We start from the raw sequence: 20,531 nt of genomic DNA, 5'->3' as shown, positions 1-20,531 counted from the left end.
AGGAGGAACTGACTCCGGTGGCCACGTGGCGACAGCGCTCGCCGTCAGTTCTCCGGCGAGCGCGTCGGGTACTCGTCCCGTTTATATCGCTCGCGCCCGTGGTGATCGTATGCGAAACGTGGACGCCGCGGGGCTCGGGATCGGCGACGACCACCCGCCCAGGATCATGGGCGTGCTCAACGTCTCGGAGGAGTCGCCGTACGACCCTAGCGTGTACGACGACCCCGGCGAGGCCGCGGCGTACGTCGACGAGGAGCTGATCGGCGAGGGAGCCGACATCGTCGACGTCGGGCTGGAATCGGCCAACAAGGACCTCGACGTGCTCTCCGCCGAGCAGGAGCTCGACCGGCTCGACACCGCGATCGAGACGCTCGAGTCGACCTCCGGCGACGCCGTCTGGTCGATCGAGACGCGCTACCACGAGGTGGCCGACGAGGCCATTTCGCGCGGCTTCGACATGGTCAACGACATCTGCGGGTTCGCCGACCCCGAGATGCCCTGCGTCTGCCGCGAACACGACGTGGCGGTGTCGAAGATGGCCTCGCCGCCGGACCTCGAACGACCTGGCGCGATTGAGGACGTCGACGACATCTACGAGGCGCTCTCGATGAACGGCTTCACCGACAAGACGATCCTCGATCCTGCGTTCGGCGGCTGGTCCGCGGCCAAGACCCACGACGACGACCGCGAGACGTTCCACCGCCTCCGCGAGTTCCGGGGGTACGGCCGGCCGCTCCTCGTCTCGATCAACCGCAAGAGCTTCCTCCGGACGGTCGCAGGGCGCAGCACCGAGGAGGCGCTCCCGGTCTCGCTCGCCGCGACGTCGATGGCGGTCGAGCGCGGCGCGCACGTGATCCGCACCCACGACGTGGCCGAGACGCGCGACGCCGCCCTCATCGGCGCGGAGTTCGCGCGCGACCGCTATTCCGGACGCGGGGACGACGCCGTCACGGTCGAGGAACTCGACGTGACGACGGTCCGCGAGACCGAGCGGCACCTCGACCGGATCGGCGCTGCGGGCGCGACCCAGGGGAGCAACGCGGTCGCCGACAGCGCTGTGGTCCGCACCTTCGAACTCTCCGGCCTCGACGAGGCAGCGATCGGTGCGCTGCGCGCCGCGACCGTCGGCGGCGACGCGACCGGGGCGGCGTTCGCGCTCGGCGACTCGAACCGCGCGGCGGTGGCGACGCCTCACTCGGCGACGGACGGCGGCGACGAGGCCGCAGGCGACGACTGCGGGCTCCTCGTCGGCACGCCCGCGGCCATCGATTCGGTTCGAGAGGCGGTATCCGGCGTCTCGGACCCGCTCGACGCTGTGCTCGACGAGATCGACCGACACGTGAGTTAAGAGAAAGTTTATGCCCTCGTGTAGACAACCGATCGACCGGACGCCGGAGGGGCACGCGGGTAGGGGTACTCTGTGCCACTCCGGCCCATACCATCTATCGACTGGCGAGCGGCGGCGCCGCTCCGCGGCGAGCCCGGCTGGACCTCCGAGCGTGACCTCCTCGTGAACTTCGACACCTTCGAGCCGGTGTACGAGGCGATCCTCGACGACTTCGGCTTCGGCCGCGACGCAGACGAGCGCGTCCGCGACGTCGCCGCCGACCTCGCGACGCCGTTCCCGCTCGACCGCTTCGGCGACTGGGAGGGAAAGACGGTCGCCGTCGCGGGCGCGGCCCCCAGCCTCGCCGACGACGCGGCCCTCGCTCGCGACGCCGACGTCGTCGTCGCCGCCTCGACGGCGGCGGACGTGCTCGCCGACCGCGGCGTCGCCGTCGACTGTATGGTGACCGACCTCGACAAGAACCCGGAGACCGCGGCGGGGCTGACCCGAGAAGGGACCCCCGTCGCCGCGCACGCCCACGGCGACAACCTCTCCGCGGTCCGCGAGTGGCTCCCGCGCTTCGCCGACGAGTGGACGCTCCCGACGACGCAGGCGGCCCCCGCCGGGCCGGTCCGGAACACCGGCGGGTTCACCGACGGCGACCGCGCGGCCTTCCTCGCCGACCACGTGGGGGCCGGCGAACTCGTCTTCCCCGGCTGGGAGTTCGATGACCCCGAGGTCGACCCGATGAAGGCGCGGAAGCTCGACTGGGCGGCCCACCTGCTGCGCTGGCTCGAACGCCGCCGCGGCGAGCGCTTCGCCGTCTTAGACGGCCGACGCGAGGCGGCCGACGCCGCGCTCGAAGAGATACTCGGCGACGACCTCGTCGGCGAGAGCGGGCCCGAAGGCGGTTCAACCGACGGTTAGCGGATCGCCTCTTCGCCCTCGATCCGCGGCTCGGGGAACAGCTCGTCCGCGTCGCGGTCGCCGATCCACTCGGCCAGCTGGACGAGCTGATCCGTGGCCGCCTCGAACAGGCGCTCCGCCTTCTCCGGCGTCACGTCGGTGGGGTCGCCGAACGCGCCGTTCGGCGAGTTGTCGATCGCGTCGTAGAACGTCCGGGCGCCGTGGACGACCGCGTCCGACTCCGCGAGGTCGACGAGCCCGCCGTCGCGGGCGTCCTCCAGCCGGTCCTCGCGGACGAGGTCGGGCGCGAGGTGGGTGACCATCGCCGTCTCCTTGGGGCCCGCGTGGGGGCCGTTGCGCTCGAAGAGGTCATCGACCAGCTCCGGGATCGACTCGTCCCACATCCACTCGACGGCGTAGGCGACCTCGTCCTCGTGGAGCCGTCGGCCGACCTCTCGGAGGTGCTGGACGTTGCCGCCGTGGGCGTTCACGAACACGACGCGGTCGATCCCGTGGTACGCGAGGTTCCGGGTGAACGACTCGACGTAGTCGCGGAACTCCGGCGGGTCGACCCACATCGTCCCCGGGAACTGGCGGTGGTGCGGGCTGACGCCGACGTTGATCGTCGGCGTCCGGAACGCGTCGGAGCGCTCCGCGGCCGCCGTCGCCAGCCCCTCGGCGATCAGGTGGTCGGTCGCGAGCGGGAGGTGCGGGCCGTGCTGTTCGGTCGAGCCGAGCGGGACGAGCGCGACGGAGCCGTCGGACAGCGCGTCGCCGAGCTCCGGCCAGGTGTGGTCCGCGAGGTACATACCGCCGCCTCGCGCGCGACACGTATCAACCCCGCCGTCGCGGTCGGGTTCGCCGCCACCCTCCGGGAGCGGTGTGCCCCGAGCGGCGGGGTCTCGCCCCGTGTCGACACCCTTTTTGTATCGTCCGGCCGAACGTTCGGGCATGTTTGGAGGCGGCGGCATGAATCCGCGGAAGATGAAACAGATGATGAAACAGATGGGGATCGACGTCGAGGAGCTCGACGCCGAGCGGGTCGTCATCGAGACGGCCGACGGCGACGACCTCGTCTTCGACGGCGCGCAGGTCACCAAGATGGACGCCCAGGGACAAGAGACCTACCAGATCGTCGGCTCGCCCGACGCGGTGGCCGACGCGGGCGGCGCGACCGCGGTCGAGGGCGATGCGGACGCGAGCGCGATCGAAGCCGACGACGACGGCGACGACGAGGGGATCCCGGAAGAGGACGTCAAGCTGGTCGCTCAGCAAGCGGGCGTCTCGAAGGACGAGGCCCGCGAGGCGCTGGAGGCGGCCAACGGGGAGCCGGCGCGGGCGATCGCGGACCTGCAGTGACGGACGCCGCGTACCTGCTCGTCCACGAGGACCGCGAGTACCTGCTGGAGCCGGGCGAGGAGTTCGGGACCGACCTCGGCGTCATCGAGGTCCCCGAGGACGTCTCGGCCGGCGATGAGGTCGAGACGCACCTCGGCACCGTCTTCGAGGTCCGCGCGCTCCGCGGGCCCGACCTGTTCAACCACCTCGACCGCACCGGCGCGCCGATGATGCCCCGCGACGTGGGGCTCGTGATGGGCCACACCGGCGCGTCCGGCGGCGACCGCGTCCTCGACGCCGGTACCGGAACCGGGATCCTCGCGGCGTACCTCGGCCGGGTCGGCGCCGATGTCACCTCCTACGAGGTCGACGACGAGTTCGCGGACGTGGCCCGCGAGAACATGGTGACGGCCGGCGTCGCCGACCGGGTCGACGTCCGGACCGGCGACCTCACGGAGTCGCTGGACTCGCTCGCCGACGAGGGACCGTTCGACATCCTCACGCTCGACACCGGCGACGCCCCGGCGGTCGTCGAACGGGCGGACGACCTGCTCGCGTCCGGCGGCCACCTCGCCGTTTACTCGCCGTTCGTCGAGGGGACCCGCGAGGCGGCCCTCGCCGCCCGCGAGGCGGGGCTCTCCGAGATCGAGACGCTGGAGACGATCCAGCGCGAGATGGACTTCTCCGACCGCGGCTCCCGCCCCTCCACCGCCGGCGTGGGCCACACCGGCTATCTACTGTTCGCGCGCGCCCCCTGAGACGACCGCGCGCCGCTCTCCCGGCTCCGCGCCGTTCGCTCGATAGCCATCGTCCCTGAGCGGCGCAACGCTCTTTCGGGTCGCGCCGGTTGTCGACGGTGTGTCCGACGACGAGGTCGAGAACGACACTGCCGCGGACGGCGAGGGCGACCGCGGCTCCGTTCCCGATCCCAGCGGTGTCGAGGCTGGCCCCGAGGTCGCGGACGTCCTCCCCCGCGGCGACGACCCGCTCGCGGAGACGGTCGAGGCCGCGCTCGCGGGCCGAGCCGCGGTGGTCGCCGTCGGGGTCCCTCTCCGGCTCCTCCCGGCGGTGCTGGCGGCCCGCGAGCGCTCGTCGGGAGCGCCGTGGTGGATCGCGTGTCGCCCAGGCGTCGTCGACGCCCTCTCGCGCGCGCTCGTCCTCGGCACGGCGGTCGCCGAGGCGATCGAACGCGACGAGATACGGATCCGGACGGGGGAATCCCTCGACCACGGGTCGGGGGGGACCGTCCTCGCGAGCCCTAACAGCGTCGACGCCGTCGTCGGCCCCCGCGGCGACCGCTCGCTGGCGACCACGGCGGTTGACGACGATCCGGAGACAGTCGACGAGGTCTGCGAGGCCGCCGGGTCGCGGTTCGAGGCGGCGGCGGCGGAGCCGGTCGAGATGCCCTCGCGGACCCGCCTCCTCGCGGCCGCACGGGAGGTCCTCGACGACCGGTTCGCCGACGACTTGGCGACCCTGTTGGAGTCGCTCGAGCCCGGCGCGTTCGGCCGCACGACCGACATCACCGACCGCACCCTCCTCGTCGCGCTCGCGGCGCGACACGACCACCTCTTCCGGGACCTCCGCCGGTGGATCGGGGTCGACGGGGTCGACATCGCGCCGGAACAGGAGCTCACCGACGACCGTCGGACCCTCGTCGACCGGGAGCTGATCGAGTCGATCAAGATCCCCATGGGGCCGGGCAGACCGATGTACCGACTCCGCGCGGTCGACGACGCGCTGTTGCGCGCGCGACCGGAGGAGGTGCCGAGCATCCTCGAAGGGCAGTTCGCGCTGCCGACCGACGAGGACGGACGCCCGCGACGCGAGGCGAGCCGGAAGGAGCGACGCCCGGTGTGGGAGCGGCGGCGGTGGTGATCGCGCGGACCCGCTCGCAGCAAGGTCGCCTCCCGACCGGCGGACTGCCCGGACGTGACAAGAACTAACTCTCGGCGGCGCCCTCGAACGGATATGACGACGTTCTCCGAGCGGGTGGAACGGATCTCGATAAGCGGGATCCGCGAGGTGTTCGAGGCGGCCGGCGACGACGCGATCAACCTCGGGCTCGGGCAGCCCGACTTCCCGACGCCGACCCACGCCCGCCAGGCCGCGGTCGACGCGATCGAGTCCGGGAAGGCGGACGCTTACACCGAGAACAAGGGGACCCTCGGGCTGCGCCAGGCGATCGCCGAGAAGCACCGCGACGACCAGGGGATCGACCTCGACCCCGGCAACGTCATCGCGACCGCCGGCGGCAGCGAGGCGCTCCACGTCGCCATGGAGGCGCACGTCGACGCGGGCGACGAGGTACTGATCCCCGACCCGGGGTTCGTCTCCTACGACGCGCTGACGAAGCTGGCCGGCGGCGAGCCGGTCCCCGTGCCGCTCCGTGACGACCTCACCATCGACCCGGCCGCGATCGAGGACGCCATCACCGACGACACCGCCGCCTTCGTCGTCAACTCGCCCGGCAACCCCACCGGCGCGGTCTCCTCCGAGGCAGATGTCCGCGAGTTCGCCCGAATCGCCGACGAGCACGACGTGCTCTGTATCTCCGACGAGGTGTACGAGTACACAGTGTTCGACGGCGACCACCGCTCGCCGATCGAGTTCGCCGAGACGGACAACGTCGTGGTCGTCAACTCCGCGTCGAAGCTGTTCTCGATGACCGGCTGGCGGCTCGGCTGGGTGTACGGCTCCGCGGACCGCGTCGAGCGCATGCTGCGCGTCCACCAGTACGCGCAGGCGTGCGCCTCCGCGCCGGCCCAGTACGCCGCCGAGGCCGCGCTGCGGGGCGACCGCGGCGTGGTCGACGAGATGACCGCCTCCTTCGAGCGTCGCCGCGACATCGTGCTGGAGGGGTTCGCGGAGATCGGCCTCGACTGCCCGACGCCGCAGGGCGCGTTCTACGCGATGCCCCGGGTCCCCGACGGGTTCGTCGACGAGTGTATTGACCGCGGCGTCGTCGTCGTCCCCGGCGAGGCGTTCGGCGAGAACGGCGCCGGCCACGCGCGGGTCTCCTACGCGACCGACGAGACGCAACTCCGCGAGGCGCTCGACGTGATGGCCGAGGCGTACGAGGCGGCGCGCTGACGCTCCGGCCTCCGGGCCGCGGCTACCCTGTCAGTCGCCGCCCGAGAGACGCAGTTCCCACTCGTAGTAGTCGTCGCCGTACCGGATCATCCCCTTCCGCTCCGTGAGGACGCCGGCGTCGTTTCGAATACCGCCGTCGAGGTAGGGGCGCGCGTCGAGCGCGCGGAGCAGCGCCGTGTACTCGTCGGAGTACGGGTAGCGCTCGCCGTACTCGTCGGCGTCCGCCCGGTCGACGATCCTCCTGGCCTCGGCGGAGAGGTCGTCCGCGCCGATCCTCGGGCCGACGAACGTTGCCCGGAGAATCGCCTCCATGCGCTCGGGCCGCTCGGCCACGGGCTCCGCGGTCGGCCGATAAACGGTCTCGTGGAACCGCTCGCGATCTATCTCGACGCGGTAGGTGGTGTCTCGGTGGCGGACGTGGTCAGGGGCATCCGCGGCGAGGAGCGCACTCTCCTCGCGGGCGGCCGCGGTCCGGTAGGCGTAGCCGCCGCGGTCGACCAAGTCCGCGGGGTATCCACCCTCGTTCCCGCGGGCCCGCGCGGCGAAGTGCGCGATCCGGACCGCGCGCTGATCGACCCGCGGGAGCTCACCTCCCTCGCTGCCGTCGACCGGCGACTCGACCTCGTCTTCCGCCTCGAAGAGCCGGAGGATCGGATGTGTCTCGGCGACCTCGTCGACGGCGACGGACCGGAGCCGGTAGTAGGTCCCCTCATCGCGGACGTACGCGGGGTCGTCGGGTTCCGCGAAGAACGGCTTCCGGTGTTGGGTCGTGTACGAGTCCCCGGCCAGCACGGCGCCGAGCGCCGCTTCGTCCCAGTGGTCCGGCGGGTCGTCGCGGCCGCGAACGTGCCGGTCCCGCAGCGTCCCGTCGACCCGCGAGAGCGACAGCGAGAGCTCCGGGCCGTCGCCGCCGCTCTGCCCGTCGTTGTCGTCGTTTCCGAGACAGCCCGCGACGGCGCCGAGACCGCCGGCGACAGCACCGGCGAGGAGGGTGCGCCGAGACGGCGCGAGTTTGGTCATGACGTACCGTTCTGCGGGGGGACGGAAAAACGTCGCCGAGACACAAACGTCCGCTTGCGCGACCGGAGATGCGGCTGTGACGCGGTGATCGTGAGGCTCGTTACCTCTGTCCATAAATTACTAAAGGTAATTTGGTGTCGTCGAAGAGTTTCCGCAAGTTATACCGTCGCCCGCGGAGTATGCGGCGCTAATGGACCGGAACATACAGGTCAGCCGCCTCGACCGGCAGGCGGTCGAGGACCAGGAGGTCGAAATCGTCGAGCGGAAGGGGATCGGTCACCCCGACTCGATCTGCGACGGCGTCGCGGAGTCTGTTTCGCGAGCGCTCTCCCAGCTCTACTTGGACCGCGTCGGCAAGGTGCTCCACTACAACACGGACGAGACGCAGCTGGTCGCGGGCCGCGCGGCCCCCGCGTTCGGCGGCGGCGAGGTCGTCGAGCCCATCTACATCCTCATCGTCGGCCGCGCCACGAAGGAGTACAACGGCGAACAGCTTCCCGTCGACTCCACCGCGCTCGCGGCCGCCCGCGACTACCTCTCCGAAGCGATCCCGGAGCTGGAGTACGGCACCGACGTGGTCGTCGACGTGAAGCTCGGCGAGGGGTCGGGCGACCTCCAGGACGTCTTCGGCGAGGAGACCCAAGAGGTCCCGATGGCCAATGACACCTCCTTCGGCGTCGGCCACGCTCCGCTCACCGAGACGGAGACCATCGTCCACGAGTCGGAGCGCGCGCTCAACACGACCTATCACGACGACCACCCCGAGCTCGGCCCCGACGTGAAGATCATGGGCAAACGCGAGGGCGACCGGATCGACATCACCGTCGCCGCCGCGATGGTGGACGCCCACGTCGACGGCCTCGACGAGTACGACGACGCGGTCGCGTCCGTCCGAGAGTACGTCGACGACCTCGCTCGCGAGTACACGGACCGCGAGGTCCACGTCGACGTCAACACGGCCGACGACTACGACGAGGGCTCCGTCTACCTCACGGTCACCGGCACCTCGGCCGAGCAGGGCGACGACGGCTCGGTCGGACGCGGGAACCGCGCGAACGGGCTCATCACGCCCAACCGTCCGATGTCGATGGAGGCGACCTCCGGTAAGAACCCGGTCAACCACATCGGGAAGATCTACAACCTGCTCTCCACCCGCGTCGCCGAGTCCGTCACGAACGAGGTTGAGGGGATCCGCGACCTCCAGGTCCGGCTCCTCTCGCAGATCGGCCGGCCGATCGACGAGCCGCACGTCGCCGACGCGCAGATCGTCACCGAGGACGGCGTCGCGCTCTCGGACATCGAGGCGGACGTCCTCGCCATCGTCGACCGCGAGCTAGCCGACGTGACGGACGTGACCCGCAGCGTCATCGAGGGCGACGTCTCGACGTTCTGACCGGGGGGCCGCAGAACCCCACCCCTGCGCCCGCCCCTGCCGCCGGACGACCGCAACGGATTTGCGCCGTCCGGTCGGAGGTGCGCCCATGACGCGGGTGTGTCTCCTCGGCGACCCCGACGTGGAGCTCTCCTACGAGCTGCTCTCCCGCGAGACGGCTCGCGACGCGCTCGCCACCTACGATATCGAGGAGCCGTTCGAGAACAGCGTCGCCGTCGACACCGTGAGCCTCGGGGCCGCCGTCTCGCTGTTGAACGACCTCGACTGGTACCTCGTCCGCTTCGTCGACGAGGCGCTCGTGCTAGAGCCCTCGGTCGCGACCGACGAGTGGCTCTCCCGCGACCTCGCCCGCGAGGTCCGCGACGGCGACGTACCGCCGGAGGAGACGGACCAGCGACTGAAGCTGTTCGGCCTCGTCGACGGCCGCCCGGTCGAGCCGCTGTTCGTCCGCCGGCGACAGGGCGAGACGCCCGAGTACGATCTCAGAGATGTCGACGAGACGGTCGTCGTCCGCGTGAGCGAGGCCGAGTTCTCGGGGTGAGCGACGGGGTCGCGCCCCACTACGCGTCGACTTCCGCGAGGATCCGCGTCCGGACCGGATCCACGTCGACCGGGGCCCACGCCTCCACGTCGTAGGTCACATCCGCGAGCGTCTCAAGCCGCGCGGCGTCCCCCTCGTCTATCGCCGTCACCGCCTCGCGGCGAAGCCGTTCGAGGACCGCGTCCGCGAGGGCCTCGCGGTCGACGCTGCGGTCGGGCACGTCGAGGATGTGCGGGAGGTCCGCCGCGCCGTCCGGCAGCGTCGGGAACGCCGCCGGCCCGACCGCGAGGGGGGTCTCGTCCTCGATGGCCCCCTCCGCGTCGTCGCCGGCCGGACTGCGATCACCGGCGAGCGCTTCGTCGGGGGCGGGCACGAGCGTGTACTCGTCGACCGCGAGGTCGATGGCGGCGTCGATGGCCGCCTCGTCGACCTCGGTCCGCTGTTTGAACGCCAGCTCCGAGAGCGCCCGCGAGAGCTCGGCGCGGGTGAGCCACTCGAACAGGTCGACGACGCCCGCGAGGTCGTCTCGCGCGGCGACGCTCGGTCCGCCCTCGTCGGCCACCGTCAGTCCTCCCCCGGCGCGGGCTCCGGCTGTCCCGTCTCGACCGCCGACCCGCCGGCCGCGTCGCTCCGGTCGGCCGTCGGACCCGTTCCACTGCCATCGCCCGCGTCGTCGCCGCGCGCCGCGTCGAGGTCGTCGGTCGCGGCCGCGAAGATCTCATCGGGGTCCACCGGAGCGTCCCGCCACGCCGGCAGCCGGGTGTCGGGCCCCGGCGCGGCCAGCGCCTCGGCGTACGTCGCCACCTGCGAGCGCTCGTCGCCGGCGTCGTAGGAGAGCCCGTTGAACGCCGCGTCGGCGGCGTAGCTCTCCGTCAGCGACTCCGCTGCCTCGCGGTACCCCTCGGCGAGGCCGTCGTAGTCCACGTCGACGCCGGCGTCCTCGACCGCGCGCAGGGTCGCCGCGCCGACCGCACGGCTCATGTCGGCGAGGCCGGTCGGCCCGTCGACGGAGCGGTGGTCGTGCTCGTAGCGGCCCAGGTCGACCTGCGCGCTGTCGTCGAAGCCGGCGTGGCCGAACGCCTCGCCGAGCGTCCCGACCTCGAGCCCCCAGCCGCGCTGGACGCGGAGCCGGGAGACGAGGTCGCTCGTCGCCGCGAACTCGCCAGCGAGCGCGTAGCGGAACGCCGAGAGGTATCGGAGGACGTCGGGCTCCCGCCCCGGCGCGGCGTCGCCGAGCGCCCGCACGAGCGGCCGGAAAAACAGCCGGAACAGCCGCCCGTACAGCGAGCCGTCCTCGACGCGGGCGTAGTACCCCTTCGAGAACTCGTAGCCGCGCCCGAGCGGGAACAGCAGCCGGTTCACGAACGCCGGCGAGTACGTCTTCGTGTCCGCGTCGTGGACGACGACGAACTCCTCGTCGAGCGCGCGACCGAGGGCGAGCCACACGTCGCGGCCCTTGCCCCGGTCGCCGTCGAGTCCCCGCGCCTCCAACAGCGACGCGAGCCGGGGGCCGTCGCACCAGAGCGTCTCCACGTCGAGGTCGAAGCCGTCCAGCCACTCCGCGAAGGGGCCCGCGCGGTCGGCGGACGCCCGCAGCGGGACGATCACCCGGGCCGGGTCGACCGTCTCCAGCGTGGAGAGCACGCGCTCGGCCGCGAGCGTGCCGTACTCGCGCTCGGTCATCGGCACGACGACCGCCGCGCGGTCGGTCGGCGCGTCGGGCCGGTGGTCGGTCAACGCGTGGAGGGTCGTCACGCGCTCCTGAACGTACTCCATTTAGCGATCACACGGGTGCGACGACCAAAACAAGTGCGGTACCTCACCCCTATGCCGGTCCCCGACCGTGGGGCCGGGATCGGCGTCCGCGCCGTCGACTCAGACGGTCCGGGTCGCATCCGCCGCGCCTCCGGGGACGCGGCCGAACCGGTACAGCACGGCGTACGTCGCGACGAGGAGCGCCAGGCCGCCGGCGAGCGCGAGGAAGACCGCGTCGTACGTCGCGCCCGCCTCGATCGCCTCGCCGACGGCCCAGGAGCCGGCCGCCTGCGTGGACATCGTCCCGGCGGAGAACATCGCGTACGCCGACGCGCGCGACTCGTCCGGCAGCGACGCCAGCAGGTACGTGTCGCCGGCCGGGAACAGCATGTGGATGGCGAAGCCGACGACGACGCTCGCGGCGATTACCGCCGCCAGCCCCTCGGCGACGACGACGAGAACGACTCCGCCGACGAACGCCGTGACGATGCCGAGCAGGTACGGGACGTGGGGGAGCCGGTCCGCGAGGTCGCCCGAGACGAGGAACGCGGGGACGCCGGCCGCGAAGATCACCGTCAGGAGGTTCCGCGCGGTCGCCCGCGCCAGCCCCTTGTCGATCATGTACAGCTCGTAGAAGTTGAACAGCCCCTGCCAGACGAAGCTCGTGAGGCCCATCAGCACGATGCCGGCGAGGATCAGCTTCCACTCGCCGCGGGCGGCCCCGAGGAAGTCGGTGTCGCCCGCGCCGGCGTCCGGGAGGTCCGTCCGCCGCGCGAGCGCCGCGAAGATGAGCGTGCTGGCTGCCGCGGCGACCGCGAGCGCGTAGAAGGCGTACCGCCAGTCGTACCACAGCGCGACGGTGACCGCCGGCGCCGCGATGACGGCCGAGAGCTGGCTCGCCATGCCGTGGACGCCCATCACGCGGCCGACGCGCTGCGGGAACAGCTCCGCGATGAAGGGGTTCGCGGCGACGAAGTAGACGCCGGAGGCCAGCCCGACTGCGAAGGCGGCGACCATCAGCGCGAGCACGCTCGGCGCGAGGGCGACGCCGAGCGCGCCCGCCGTCAGCATCGCGCCGGAGACGAGGATAACCCGCTGCCGCGTGAAGCGCGTGAGCGCCCAGCCGGCGGGGAGCCGCGGGGCGGCCGAGCCGAGCCACGCGAGTGTGACGATGAGCCCGGCGGTCCCCTCGCGGATCCCGAACGCGTCGATGAACTCGCCCACGAGGGGGGCGAACACGACGCGCGCGAAGTTGACGAGGAACACCAGCGCGCAGAGCGATCCGAACAGCCGGGTCCGTGACACGGCGGCGATTCCGCGCGCCCGGACACAAGCGTTGCGAAAGCGGCTTGCGACGGCCCGAGGCCGGTCGCGGCGCGGCGAGGCCGCGTCTCCCGGCGGTTTCGGCCGATCCGTCAGCCCGACGTCGGACGGGGTTTTTATCCGCCCCGCCCCCGAACAGCGGGGTATGAAATCCACGCGCAAGGGACTCCGCGACGGCGACCTGATGAAGGACACCTACGAGCGGCTCAACTGCGCCGACTGCGAGCAGGTACTGAAGAAGGAGAACGACCCCGACGAGGTGTTCTCGGTCCGGATCTGTCCGGAGTGTGGCGCTCGATTCAAAGAGCTCCGCTGACCGCCGTCGTCGCGTCGTCCCCGCGCCGGTCGCCCGCTGCGCTCTTTTCACTCCTCCCGCGGCCCAGTACTCGCGACTCCGCCCCGTCCGCGTCGGCCCCGCTCACGACCCGAACTCGCTCGCGACCGACGTCGCGACCGCCTCGGCCTCGCCCGTCACCGTTTCGATCCACCGGTACTCGGCGTACGCCTCGGCCACCGAGCGCGCGCTCCGCTCGTCGGCCGCGAGCGCCGCGTCCTGCTTAGCGAACAGCGGCAGGAACTGCGTCGTCAGCCACCGAGCCAGCGGGTTCTCGTGGTCCGCGAGCGCCGCCGTCGACGCGATCGCCGCCTCGCGCGCCGAGCCGATAGCGTCGGGACCGTCCGGGAACATCGTCTCTCCGGCTTCGACGCGCGCGGCGACCTCGTCGACCGCCCGGAGACGCGTCAGGACGAGCGTGGTCCGCGTCAGCCCGGTCGCCGGATGATCCGGCTCGTAGTCACCGACGGCGACGGGGTCGAACCACATCCCGTCGAAGCTCCGGTAGACCGCGCTCGACAGGAGGGAGTCGCTCGGCGCGTCAGTCGCCACCCCGCGGTCCTCGACGAAGGCATCAGGGCCGGGGTTCTCTCGGAGGTCCTCGACGCCCTCGCCGTGGAGCTCGCGGAGCCGGTCGCCGACGGCCCGACCGAGACGGTTCATCTCCCGCCGGATCGGTTCGGCGACGGGTTCCGGGTCGGTGAGCGAGGACGCGTACCGGTCCCGGAGGTACCGCCCCACCTCGATGTACGACTGGACGCGCTCGACGTTGCCGACCGCCTCTCCCGCTCGAATCGGGTTCGCCTCGTCGGCCGGACTCCTGCCGCCGACCAGCGTCCGGCGGACCGCGGCGTCGTACCAGCGTTCGAGCGGTCCGTAGACTGCGGCCCCCGCGAGCGGGTCCGCGGCGGGCCCGGGGAGCGCGTCGAGCGTCTCGTACGCGCGGCTGCTCACTGTCCCTCCGTCTGCCGTGACCGCCTCCGGATCTCCCTCGACGGTCACGCCTGCCCACGTGCCGACGGCGGTCGCGGCGTGGTCGCGCGCCGCCGTGTACCGCTCGGCCGCTCCGAGCGGCGGGGGCGACTCCTCCGGTCCCGGGAGCGCCTCGCGGGCCGCCGCCCGCTCCGACTCGATGCGCTCGCGGAACTCGCCGTGCGGGAGCCGCTCCGCGGTCAGGGGGTCGGGGATCGGACTGAGCAGGCGGTCGACGCGGTCGCGGAACGCGGCGTCGACCGTCGGCTCGACGTCGACGGGGACGAGCCGCGGGCGGGACGGGACGGCCTCGTCGAACTCCCGCGGGATCGCGGCGACGTCGAGTGACGGCGAGTCGCTCCAGAACCGCGACTCGCTCCCGAGGCCCGAACACCCCGCAAGGGAGCCGAGCGCTGCCGCACCGACGGCCGCGAGCGCGTGTCGGCGGGTCACCCGCCGCGTCACCGGGAGTCACCTCCGGCGTCTATTGCGGTGTCGTTCCCCGGCACGGTCGCGTTCCCGTCGATCACCGCGTACTCCGTGTCCGTGGTCCGACACGGCGACCGTCCGCTAGACCCGGCGCCGGTGATCCGGCCGTCGAGCGCGACCGGCAGCCGGAAGAACAGACCGAGCGTGACCCACGTATCGGTCTCGCACGCCTCGTCCGGCGGCCTGAGTTCGCGGCAGTACTCGTAGTCCACGCGTTCGGGCTCCCACGAGACGGACTCGATGTGAATCTGTTCGCACGACCTGATGCCCGCGGGCGAGACGTACACCGTCTCCGCGTCGTAGTCGGTCGCGTCGAGGAACGACCGGATCCGCTCGCGGTCCGCGTCGGCGACGCCCTCGGCGGCGAACAGGTCGTCCGCTCGCTCCGCGCTCGTGACGAGTTCGCGACCGACGGAGATCGGTTTTCCCTCGCTGTCGACTTCGCTCCCGTCGAGGAGGATCCGGTCGCCGTCTGGGTTCCGCGGCTTCAGGACGGTCGGGTCCGGATCCGTGCCCGACGCCTGTCGCCGGACCGACTCCGCCCCGGGGTCGCTCGCGCCGGAACACCCGGCGAACGTGCCGAGCACGCCGAGGGCCGCGCTACCGAGGAGGGCTCGCCGCGTGGGGGACATGGGGGCTGCTACCGGCGGTCCGAATAAACGTCTTGTGGGGCCGGCCGCCGTCGGCGGTCACTCGAAGACCGCGTCGAACGCCGACGCGCCCAGCGGGTCGAAGGTGCCGGCCGCGACGTTCTCGCGGACGTGGTCCTGGTCGGCGCTCCCGACGAGCGACGAGGTGACGCCCGGCGCGCTCCGGGCGAAGTTGAGCGCGCGCTGGGCGGGCGTCTCCCCCGCGAGCGTCGCGTCGACGTCCGCCGGGATCGCGCCCTCGACCGCGAGGTCGCCCTGGCCGATGCTCGCGCTCGTCACCACCGAGAGCCCGGCCTCATGCGCGAACGAGAGCGCCGAGACCGGTCCGTCGGCGTCCGAACCCGGCGGCGCGCGATGGTTCCGCCGGGTGAACGCGTCGGCCATCGCGACGTTGAACGGGAGCTGGACCGCCTCGAACCCGTGGTCGTCGTCGGGGCCGACCGCCTCCCCCGCGGCCTCGGCGCGCGCGAGCACCTCGGCGAGCGAGAGGTACCGGTCGCCGTCCTGTGCGACGCGGAACGCGTCCCACGTCGCGACGCCGTAGGCCCCGACGTCGCCCGCGGCGCGCCGGCGTTCCAGCGCCTCGAATGCGGCTTCGAGCGCGTCGTACACGTCGCCCCGCGACCTGACGGCGAGTTGCGTCTCGGGGTTGTGGACGTAGAAGCAGTCGACCGCGTCGAGCCCGAGCCGGTCGAGCGAGCGGTCGAGCGACCACTCCAGGAACTCGGGCGTCATCGCGTGCGCGCCGTTCGCGAGGTCGTCGGGGACGACGATCCCCGGCTCGACGAAGCGCTCGCGGACGTACGCGCTCGGGTCGCTCGGGCGCTCCCCGTCGAACGGGAGGAAGCCGCCCTTCGTCACGACGACGACGGATTCGCGGTCGACGGGGGCCGCCCGGAGCGCCTCACCGACGACGCGCTCGGCGCGACCGCACCGGTAGTTGGCCGCAGTGTCCACGTGGTTCACGCCGGACCGCAGCGCCAGCTCGATCGACTCGCGCGAGGCCTCGTCGACCGCGGGCGTCGGCTCCCCGAGGTACGTCCCGATCCCGACGCTGGAGACGACGCCGGGACGGAACCGGCGGAAGTAGGTACGCCCGAAGGCGTCGCCGAACCGGTCCCGGTACCCCCAGAGGGCCTCGCGAGTCGCCATGTGGTTCGGGTAGTCGGCTCGCGGGTAAAAGTCGCGCGGGAGCCCGAGCCGGAGGGAGGCGAGCGATACGTCAATCGGCGACGCGGAACGTCCGCGTCGTGTCCCTGTCGCCGCGGACGACGTCGACCTCGTCGAACCCCAGGGAACCGAATATCTCGCCCCAGTCGCGGTAGTAGAGAGGCGTGTCGTCGTCGACGAAATTCACGTCCAGGTCCGCCGTCGGCTCCTTCACCGCCGTCGGTTCCTCGATCTCCGCCGTGACGAGGACCGCGTCGGTGATCCGCGCGATCTCTCCGAAAACCGGCTCGGCATCGGGGGGGACGTGCTGGAGCGTCTCGACCGAGTACACCGCGTCGAACGCGCCGTCGTCGAACCTTTCGAGGACGTCCGTCATTGCACCGCAGTAAAACGTCCCGGCGGCCGCGAGGTCGGGATAGGTCTCCCGCATCGTCTCGAAGGCTCCGGGGTCGATGTCGACGCCGGACAGGTCATCGAAGCCGTGCGCCGCGAGGTGTCGGAGGTGACGGCCCGACCCGCAGCCGAGTTCGAGGACCGCGGCGTCGCGGTCGAGACGCGCCCCGAGAGCCTCTCGAACGGCCGCGCTCGTCTCGTTCGGCCCGCGGTAGGCGTAGTACGCCGGCGAGTACTCTCCCGCCCGCTCTCGCCACGCGTCTCGGACGGTGTCGGGATCCACGGGTAACGACTCGGACAGCGAGGGATAACGGCGTCGAACGCCGCGCGGCGGCGCGGCGGTCCCGGACCGGCACCGGTCGCGGATTGGCCACAGTTAACTGGCGGTGACTCGCATGGTTGTCTATGACAGACACGGAATACGACTTCGTCGTCGTCGGGGCCGGCTCGGCCGGCTGCGTCCTCGCGAACCGACTGACCGCGGACCCGGACACGAGCGTGCTCCTGCTCGAGGCCGGCACGCCCGACGACGACCGGAACATGCGGATCCCGGCGGGCTTCCCGGAGCTGTTCGAGACCGACGCGGACTGGGAGTACCACACCGAGCCGCAGGACGGCTGCGCCGGCCGACGGCTCTACTGGCCGCGCGGCAAGACGCTCGGCGGCTGCTCCTCCACGAACGCGATGATATACATCCGCGGCCACCCGTCCGACTACGACAACTGGGCGGCCCTCGGCAACGACGGTTGGGGGTACGACACCATGTTGGAGTACTTCAAGCGGGCGGAGACGTTCGCCCCCTCGTCGTCGCCGTACCACGGCTCCGCGGGACCGCTCAACGTCGCGGCCCAGTCCTCGCCGCGGCCGGTCTCACGGGCGTTCGTCGACGCCGCCGCGCAAGCGGGGTACGACCGCAACGACGACTTCAACGGGGCGGCGCAGGCGGGCGTGGAGATGTACCACGTCACCCAGAAGAACGGGAAGCGCCACAGCGCGGCCGACGCGTACCTCAAGCCGGCCCTCGACCGGCCGAACCTCACCGCCGAGACCGGGGCGCAGGTGACCGAGGTGACCATCGAGGGCGGTCGCGCGACCGGCGTTCGGTACAGTCAGGACGGGAACGGTCGGTCCGTCGAGGCCGCCGAGGAGGTCCTCCTCAGCGCCGGCGCGGTCAACTCCCCGCAGCTGCTCATGCTCTCGGGCGTGGGCGACCCCGACCACCTCGCGGACCACGGCATCGACGTCGAGGCGGCGTCGCCCGGCGTCGGCCGGAACCTCCGTGACCACCTGTTCGCGTTCACGATCTACGAGACCGACGACGACGTCAGCACGCTGGACGACGCCGGGGGGCTGAAGGACGTCTTCAACTGGTTCCTCCGCAAGCGCGGGAAGCTGACCTCCAACGTCGCCGAGGCGGGCGGCTTCGTCGCCACCGACAACGACGAGTCGCGGCCGGAGCTCCAGTTCCACTTCGCCCCGACGTACTTCATGGACCACGGCTTCGAGAACCCCGAGACCGGGCGGGGGCTGTCGATCGGTTCGACGCAGCTCCGCCCGGAGAGCCGGGGGCGAATCACGCTCCGGTCGGCCGACCCGTTCGACGACCCGGTCATCGACCCGAACTACCTCGACGCGGACGCGGACGTCGAGGCCCTCGTGGACGGGGTCAAGCGGGCCCGCGAGATCGCACGGCAGGACGCGCTCTCGGAGTACGTCGGGCGCGAGGTGTGGCCCGGGGAGGACGCGCAGAGCGACGCGGAGATCGCCCAGCACGTCCGTGACACGTGTCACACGGTGTACCACCCCGTCGGGACGTGTAAGATGGGCGACGACGAGGCGGCGGTCGTGGACGACGAGCTCCGGGTCCGCGGCGTCGAGGGGCTCCGCGTCGTCGACGCGAGCGTGATGCCCACCCTCGTCGGCGGCAACACGAACGCCCCCACGATCGCCGTCGCCGAGCGGGCTGCGGACCTGATCCGCGACCGACCGACGCCGAGCGCGGAGGAGGCGGCGGCGGCCGCCGACGACTGAGCGGGTGATCGACGCCGCCGCGGTTCCGAGCGCGGGCCGGCGACCGCTCAGCCGTGGGTCGCGCGTCGATTCGGTCCGCCGGCCCTTCCGCTCCGGAGCACGTGCCGATCCGCCACTGCGTCAGACGCTCGCACGACGCCGACGCAACGACTATACGGCCACCGGGAGTCACCTCAGCCAATGGCCTCGCTCACCGAGCACCTATCCGATCTCGTCGCCGAGGTCGACGCCGTACTGCTGTTCTCTCCGACGAGCTCCTTCTACGAGCGGTTCGCGGACGACGGGATCGAGGTCGTCGTCGTCGCGCCCGACAACGACGTCGACGCCGAGACGTTCGTCGATCTCCCGCTCCCCTTCGACAACGTGAAAGACCGGATCCGGTTCGGGATCGAGGGCGCGATGGACGCAGACCTCGTCTCCGAGGGCGACGAGGTTGCGTGCGTCGCCTCCGTCTTCGAGGGCGGCTCGGACGCGATCGTCCGGGTCACCGTCGACGAGAGCATCCACACCGGCATCTTCGACCTGTTCGCCAACTCCCGCGCCGAGCCGAGCGTCATCCGCGACGTGTTCGAGGTCGCGATCGAACTCGGCCAGAAGGGACAGAAGGGGAAGCCGGTGGGCGCGCTGTTCGTCGTCGGCGACGCGGGCAAGGTGATGAACAAGTCGCGGCCGCTGTCGTACAACCCCTTCGAGAAGTCGCACGTCCACGTCGGCGACCCCATCGTGAACGTCATGCTGAAGGAGTTCTCGCGGCTCGACGGCGCGTTCGTCGTCTCCGACTCCGGGAAGATCGTCTCCGCGTACCGCTACCTCGAGCCGGCCGCGGAGGGGGTCGACATCCCGAAGGGGCTCGGCGCGCGCCACATGTCCGGGGCCGCGATCACCCGCGACACCAACTCGACCGCTATCGTCCTCTCCGAGTCGGACGGGCTCGTTCGGGCGTTCAAGGCCGGTGAACTCGTCTTGGAGATCGATCCGGAGGAGTACTGACAGATGTCCGCGGTCCAGACCGCCCTCTCCGAGTTCGCGCGCACCGTTCCGGACCGGATCTGGCTGGCGCTGTTCGTCCTCGTCATCGGTCTCGTGTTGGCGTACCTCGTCGGCGTGATCAACCGCCGGCTCCTCCGGCGCGCTGGCGTCCCCGAGGTGATCGAGGGGACGGCCTTCGAGCGGACGGCCCGCGAGTTCGACACCTCGACGGTGCGGATCTTAGCGCAGCTGTCGAGCTACTTCATCGTCGCCGTCGCGGTCATCGTCGCCCTGACGGTCGCGGACGTGAACTACCTCGAGCAGTTCTGGGCCGGGGTCGCCGCCTTCCTCCCGCGGCTGTTCGTCGCCACCATCGTCCTCATCGTCGGGGTCGTCGTCGGCGACAAGGCGGAGCTCCTCGTCGCCGAGCGCCTCCGCGGGATCAAGCTCCCCGAGCTGGGCGTCCTCCCGACGCTTGTGAACTACAGCGTCGTCTACGTCGCCGCGCTCATCGCGCTCGGCCAGGTCGGCGTCCAGACGCTCGCGCTCATCGTGCTGCTCGCGGCGTACGCGTTCGCGGTCGTGCTGTTCGCCGCGCTCGCGACGAAGGACTTGGTCGCGTCGGCCGCCGCCGGCGTCTTCCTCCTCCTCCGGCAGCCGTACGGCATCGGCGACGAGGTCCGCGTCGCGGGCGAGCGCGGCGTCGTCCAGGAGGTCGACCTCTTCGTCACTCACATCGAGACGGACGGCGAGGAGCACGTCCTCCCGAACCACGCGGTGTTCCGCGAGGGCATCGTGCTGATCCGCGAGTAGGCACCGACCCGACC

General features: G+C 71.7%; 21 protein-coding genes. 12 read left to right on the top strand and 9 right to left on the bottom strand.

The window, feature by feature from the left end; all coding sequences use genetic code 11:
* Window positions 1-109 precede the first annotated feature (109 nt).
* Window positions 110-1,348 carry a dihydropteroate synthase gene (locus tag ABNG04_RS16670; protein WP_371163496.1) on the top strand — a complete coding sequence of 413 codons (1,239 nt, stop codon included), beginning with the start codon at window positions 110-112 and terminating at the stop codon, window positions 1,346-1,348.
* 162 nt (window positions 1,349-1,510) lie between these two features.
* On the top strand, window positions 1,511-2,254 hold the full coding sequence (locus tag ABNG04_RS16665; protein ID WP_371163583.1) for a 6-hydroxymethylpterin diphosphokinase MptE-like protein: 744 nt from the start codon (window positions 1,511-1,513) through the stop codon (window positions 2,252-2,254).
* On the opposite strand, the gene ABNG04_RS16660 is transcribed toward ABNG04_RS16665, so the two are convergent.
* Complete coding sequence (locus ABNG04_RS16660; RefSeq protein ID WP_371163495.1) at window positions 2,251-3,042, bottom strand: creatininase family protein; 792 nt, start codon at window positions 3,040-3,042, stop codon at window positions 2,251-2,253. The two genes, ABNG04_RS16665 and ABNG04_RS16660, sit on opposite strands and share 4 nt — an antisense overlap.
* A 142-nt stretch (window positions 3,043-3,184) precedes the next feature.
* On the opposite strand from ABNG04_RS16660, the gene ABNG04_RS16655 reads away from it, so the two are divergent.
* From ABNG04_RS16655 to ABNG04_RS16640, 4 genes are all read left to right on the top strand, one after another.
* Window positions 3,185-3,592 (top strand): nascent polypeptide-associated complex protein, encoded by a 408-nt coding sequence (locus ABNG04_RS16655; RefSeq protein ID WP_371163494.1) that lies wholly within the window; start codon window positions 3,185-3,187, stop codon window positions 3,590-3,592.
* Window positions 3,589-4,329 (top strand): methyltransferase domain-containing protein, encoded by a 741-nt coding sequence (locus ABNG04_RS16650; RefSeq protein WP_371163493.1) that lies wholly within the window; start codon window positions 3,589-3,591, stop codon window positions 4,327-4,329. The genes ABNG04_RS16655 and ABNG04_RS16650 overlap by 4 nt, the downstream gene beginning before the upstream one ends.
* A 100-nt stretch (window positions 4,330-4,429) precedes the next feature.
* Window positions 4,430-5,449, top strand: a complete 1,020-nt coding sequence (locus ABNG04_RS16645; RefSeq protein ID WP_371163492.1) for a transcriptional regulator TbsP domain-containing protein — start codon at window positions 4,430-4,432, stop codon at window positions 5,447-5,449.
* 93 nt (window positions 5,450-5,542) lie between these two features.
* Window positions 5,543-6,664 (top strand): pyridoxal phosphate-dependent aminotransferase, encoded by a 1,122-nt coding sequence (locus ABNG04_RS16640; protein ID WP_371163491.1) that lies wholly within the window; start codon window positions 5,543-5,545, stop codon window positions 6,662-6,664.
* Between the two features lie 30 nt (window positions 6,665-6,694).
* Here ABNG04_RS16640 and ABNG04_RS16635 read toward each other — a convergent pair whose 3' ends face one another.
* A complete protein-coding gene (locus ABNG04_RS16635; protein ID WP_371163490.1) occupies window positions 6,695-7,684 on the bottom strand; it encodes a hypothetical protein in 990 nt (329 codons plus the stop codon).
* A gap of 190 nt (window positions 7,685-7,874) precedes the next feature.
* On the opposite strand from ABNG04_RS16635, the gene ABNG04_RS16630 reads away from it, so the two are divergent.
* A complete protein-coding gene (locus ABNG04_RS16630; protein WP_371163489.1) occupies window positions 7,875-9,077 on the top strand; it encodes a methionine adenosyltransferase in 1,203 nt (400 codons plus the stop codon).
* Between the two features lie 88 nt (window positions 9,078-9,165).
* Entirely contained in the window at window positions 9,166-9,618 is a 453-nt protein-coding gene (locus tag ABNG04_RS16625) for a DUF5804 family protein (RefSeq protein ID WP_371163488.1), read from the top strand.
* 19 nt (window positions 9,619-9,637) lie between these two features.
* Here the strand turns inward: ABNG04_RS16625 and ABNG04_RS16620 are convergent, their stop codons facing one another.
* The 3 genes from ABNG04_RS16620 to ABNG04_RS16610 form a co-directional block, all read right to left on the bottom strand.
* Entirely contained in the window at window positions 9,638-10,180 is a 543-nt protein-coding gene (locus ABNG04_RS16620; RefSeq protein ID WP_371163487.1) for a DUF7109 family protein, read from the bottom strand.
* Between the two features lie 2 nt (window positions 10,181-10,182).
* Window positions 10,183-11,394 carry a glycosyltransferase family protein gene (locus ABNG04_RS16615; RefSeq protein WP_371163486.1) on the bottom strand — a complete coding sequence of 404 codons (1,212 nt, stop codon included), beginning with the start codon at window positions 11,392-11,394 and terminating at the stop codon, window positions 10,183-10,185.
* A 99-nt stretch (window positions 11,395-11,493) separates the two neighbouring features.
* A complete protein-coding gene (locus ABNG04_RS16610; protein ID WP_371163485.1) occupies window positions 11,494-12,678 on the bottom strand; it encodes an MFS transporter in 1,185 nt (394 codons plus the stop codon).
* A gap of 163 nt (window positions 12,679-12,841) precedes the next feature.
* Between ABNG04_RS16610 and ABNG04_RS16605 the strand changes: the two genes are divergently transcribed.
* Window positions 12,842-13,012 carry an HVO_0758 family zinc finger protein gene (locus ABNG04_RS16605; protein ID WP_004595617.1) on the top strand — a complete coding sequence of 57 codons (171 nt, stop codon included), beginning with the start codon at window positions 12,842-12,844 and terminating at the stop codon, window positions 13,010-13,012.
* 102 nt (window positions 13,013-13,114) lie between these two features.
* Here ABNG04_RS16605 and ABNG04_RS16600 read toward each other — a convergent pair whose 3' ends face one another.
* The 4 genes from ABNG04_RS16600 to ABNG04_RS16585 all read right to left on the bottom strand — a co-directional run bounded on the left by ABNG04_RS16600 (window position 13,115) and on the right by ABNG04_RS16585 (window position 16,987).
* The gene (locus ABNG04_RS16600) at window positions 13,115-14,467 is read right to left on the bottom strand and encodes a serine/threonine-protein kinase (protein WP_371163484.1); all 1,353 of its coding nucleotides are present in this window, start codon (window positions 14,465-14,467) and stop codon (window positions 13,115-13,117) included.
* Window positions 14,464-15,123, bottom strand: a complete 660-nt coding sequence (locus ABNG04_RS16595) for a hypothetical protein (RefSeq protein WP_371163483.1) — start codon at window positions 15,121-15,123, stop codon at window positions 14,464-14,466. The genes ABNG04_RS16600 and ABNG04_RS16595 overlap by 4 nt, the downstream gene beginning before the upstream one ends.
* A gap of 57 nt (window positions 15,124-15,180) precedes the next feature.
* Window positions 15,181-16,293, bottom strand: a complete 1,113-nt coding sequence (locus ABNG04_RS16590; protein ID WP_371163482.1) for an aldo/keto reductase — start codon at window positions 16,291-16,293, stop codon at window positions 15,181-15,183.
* A 70-nt stretch (window positions 16,294-16,363) separates the two neighbouring features.
* Window positions 16,364-16,987, bottom strand: coding sequence for a class I SAM-dependent methyltransferase (locus ABNG04_RS16585; RefSeq protein ID WP_371163481.1), 624 nt, complete (start codon window positions 16,985-16,987; stop codon window positions 16,364-16,366).
* 122 nt (window positions 16,988-17,109) lie between these two features.
* Here ABNG04_RS16585 and ABNG04_RS16580 point away from each other — a divergent pair, with 122 nt between their 5' ends.
* The 3 genes from ABNG04_RS16580 to ABNG04_RS16570 all read left to right on the top strand — a co-directional run bounded on the left by ABNG04_RS16580 (window position 17,110) and on the right by ABNG04_RS16570 (window position 20,517).
* Window positions 17,110-18,735 (top strand): GMC family oxidoreductase, encoded by a 1,626-nt coding sequence (locus ABNG04_RS16580; RefSeq protein WP_371163480.1) that lies wholly within the window; start codon window positions 17,110-17,112, stop codon window positions 18,733-18,735.
* Between the two features lie 180 nt (window positions 18,736-18,915).
* Window positions 18,916-19,725, top strand: a complete 810-nt coding sequence (gene dacZ, locus ABNG04_RS16575) for a diadenylate cyclase DacZ (protein ID WP_371163479.1) — start codon at window positions 18,916-18,918, stop codon at window positions 19,723-19,725.
* Window positions 19,726-19,728: 3 nt separating this feature from the next.
* Window positions 19,729-20,517, top strand: a complete 789-nt coding sequence (locus tag ABNG04_RS16570) for a mechanosensitive ion channel domain-containing protein (protein ID WP_371163478.1) — start codon at window positions 19,729-19,731, stop codon at window positions 20,515-20,517.
* Window positions 20,518-20,531: the final 14 nt, after the last annotated feature.

The sequence above is a fragment of the Halorubrum miltondacostae genome (genome assembly GCF_041379815.1).
Taxonomy (GTDB): domain Archaea; phylum Halobacteriota; class Halobacteria; order Halobacteriales; family Haloferacaceae; genus Halorubrum; species Halorubrum miltondacostae.
Note: the sequence above shows the minus strand (reverse complement) of the source record. Positions and strands in the feature narration are given on the sequence as shown.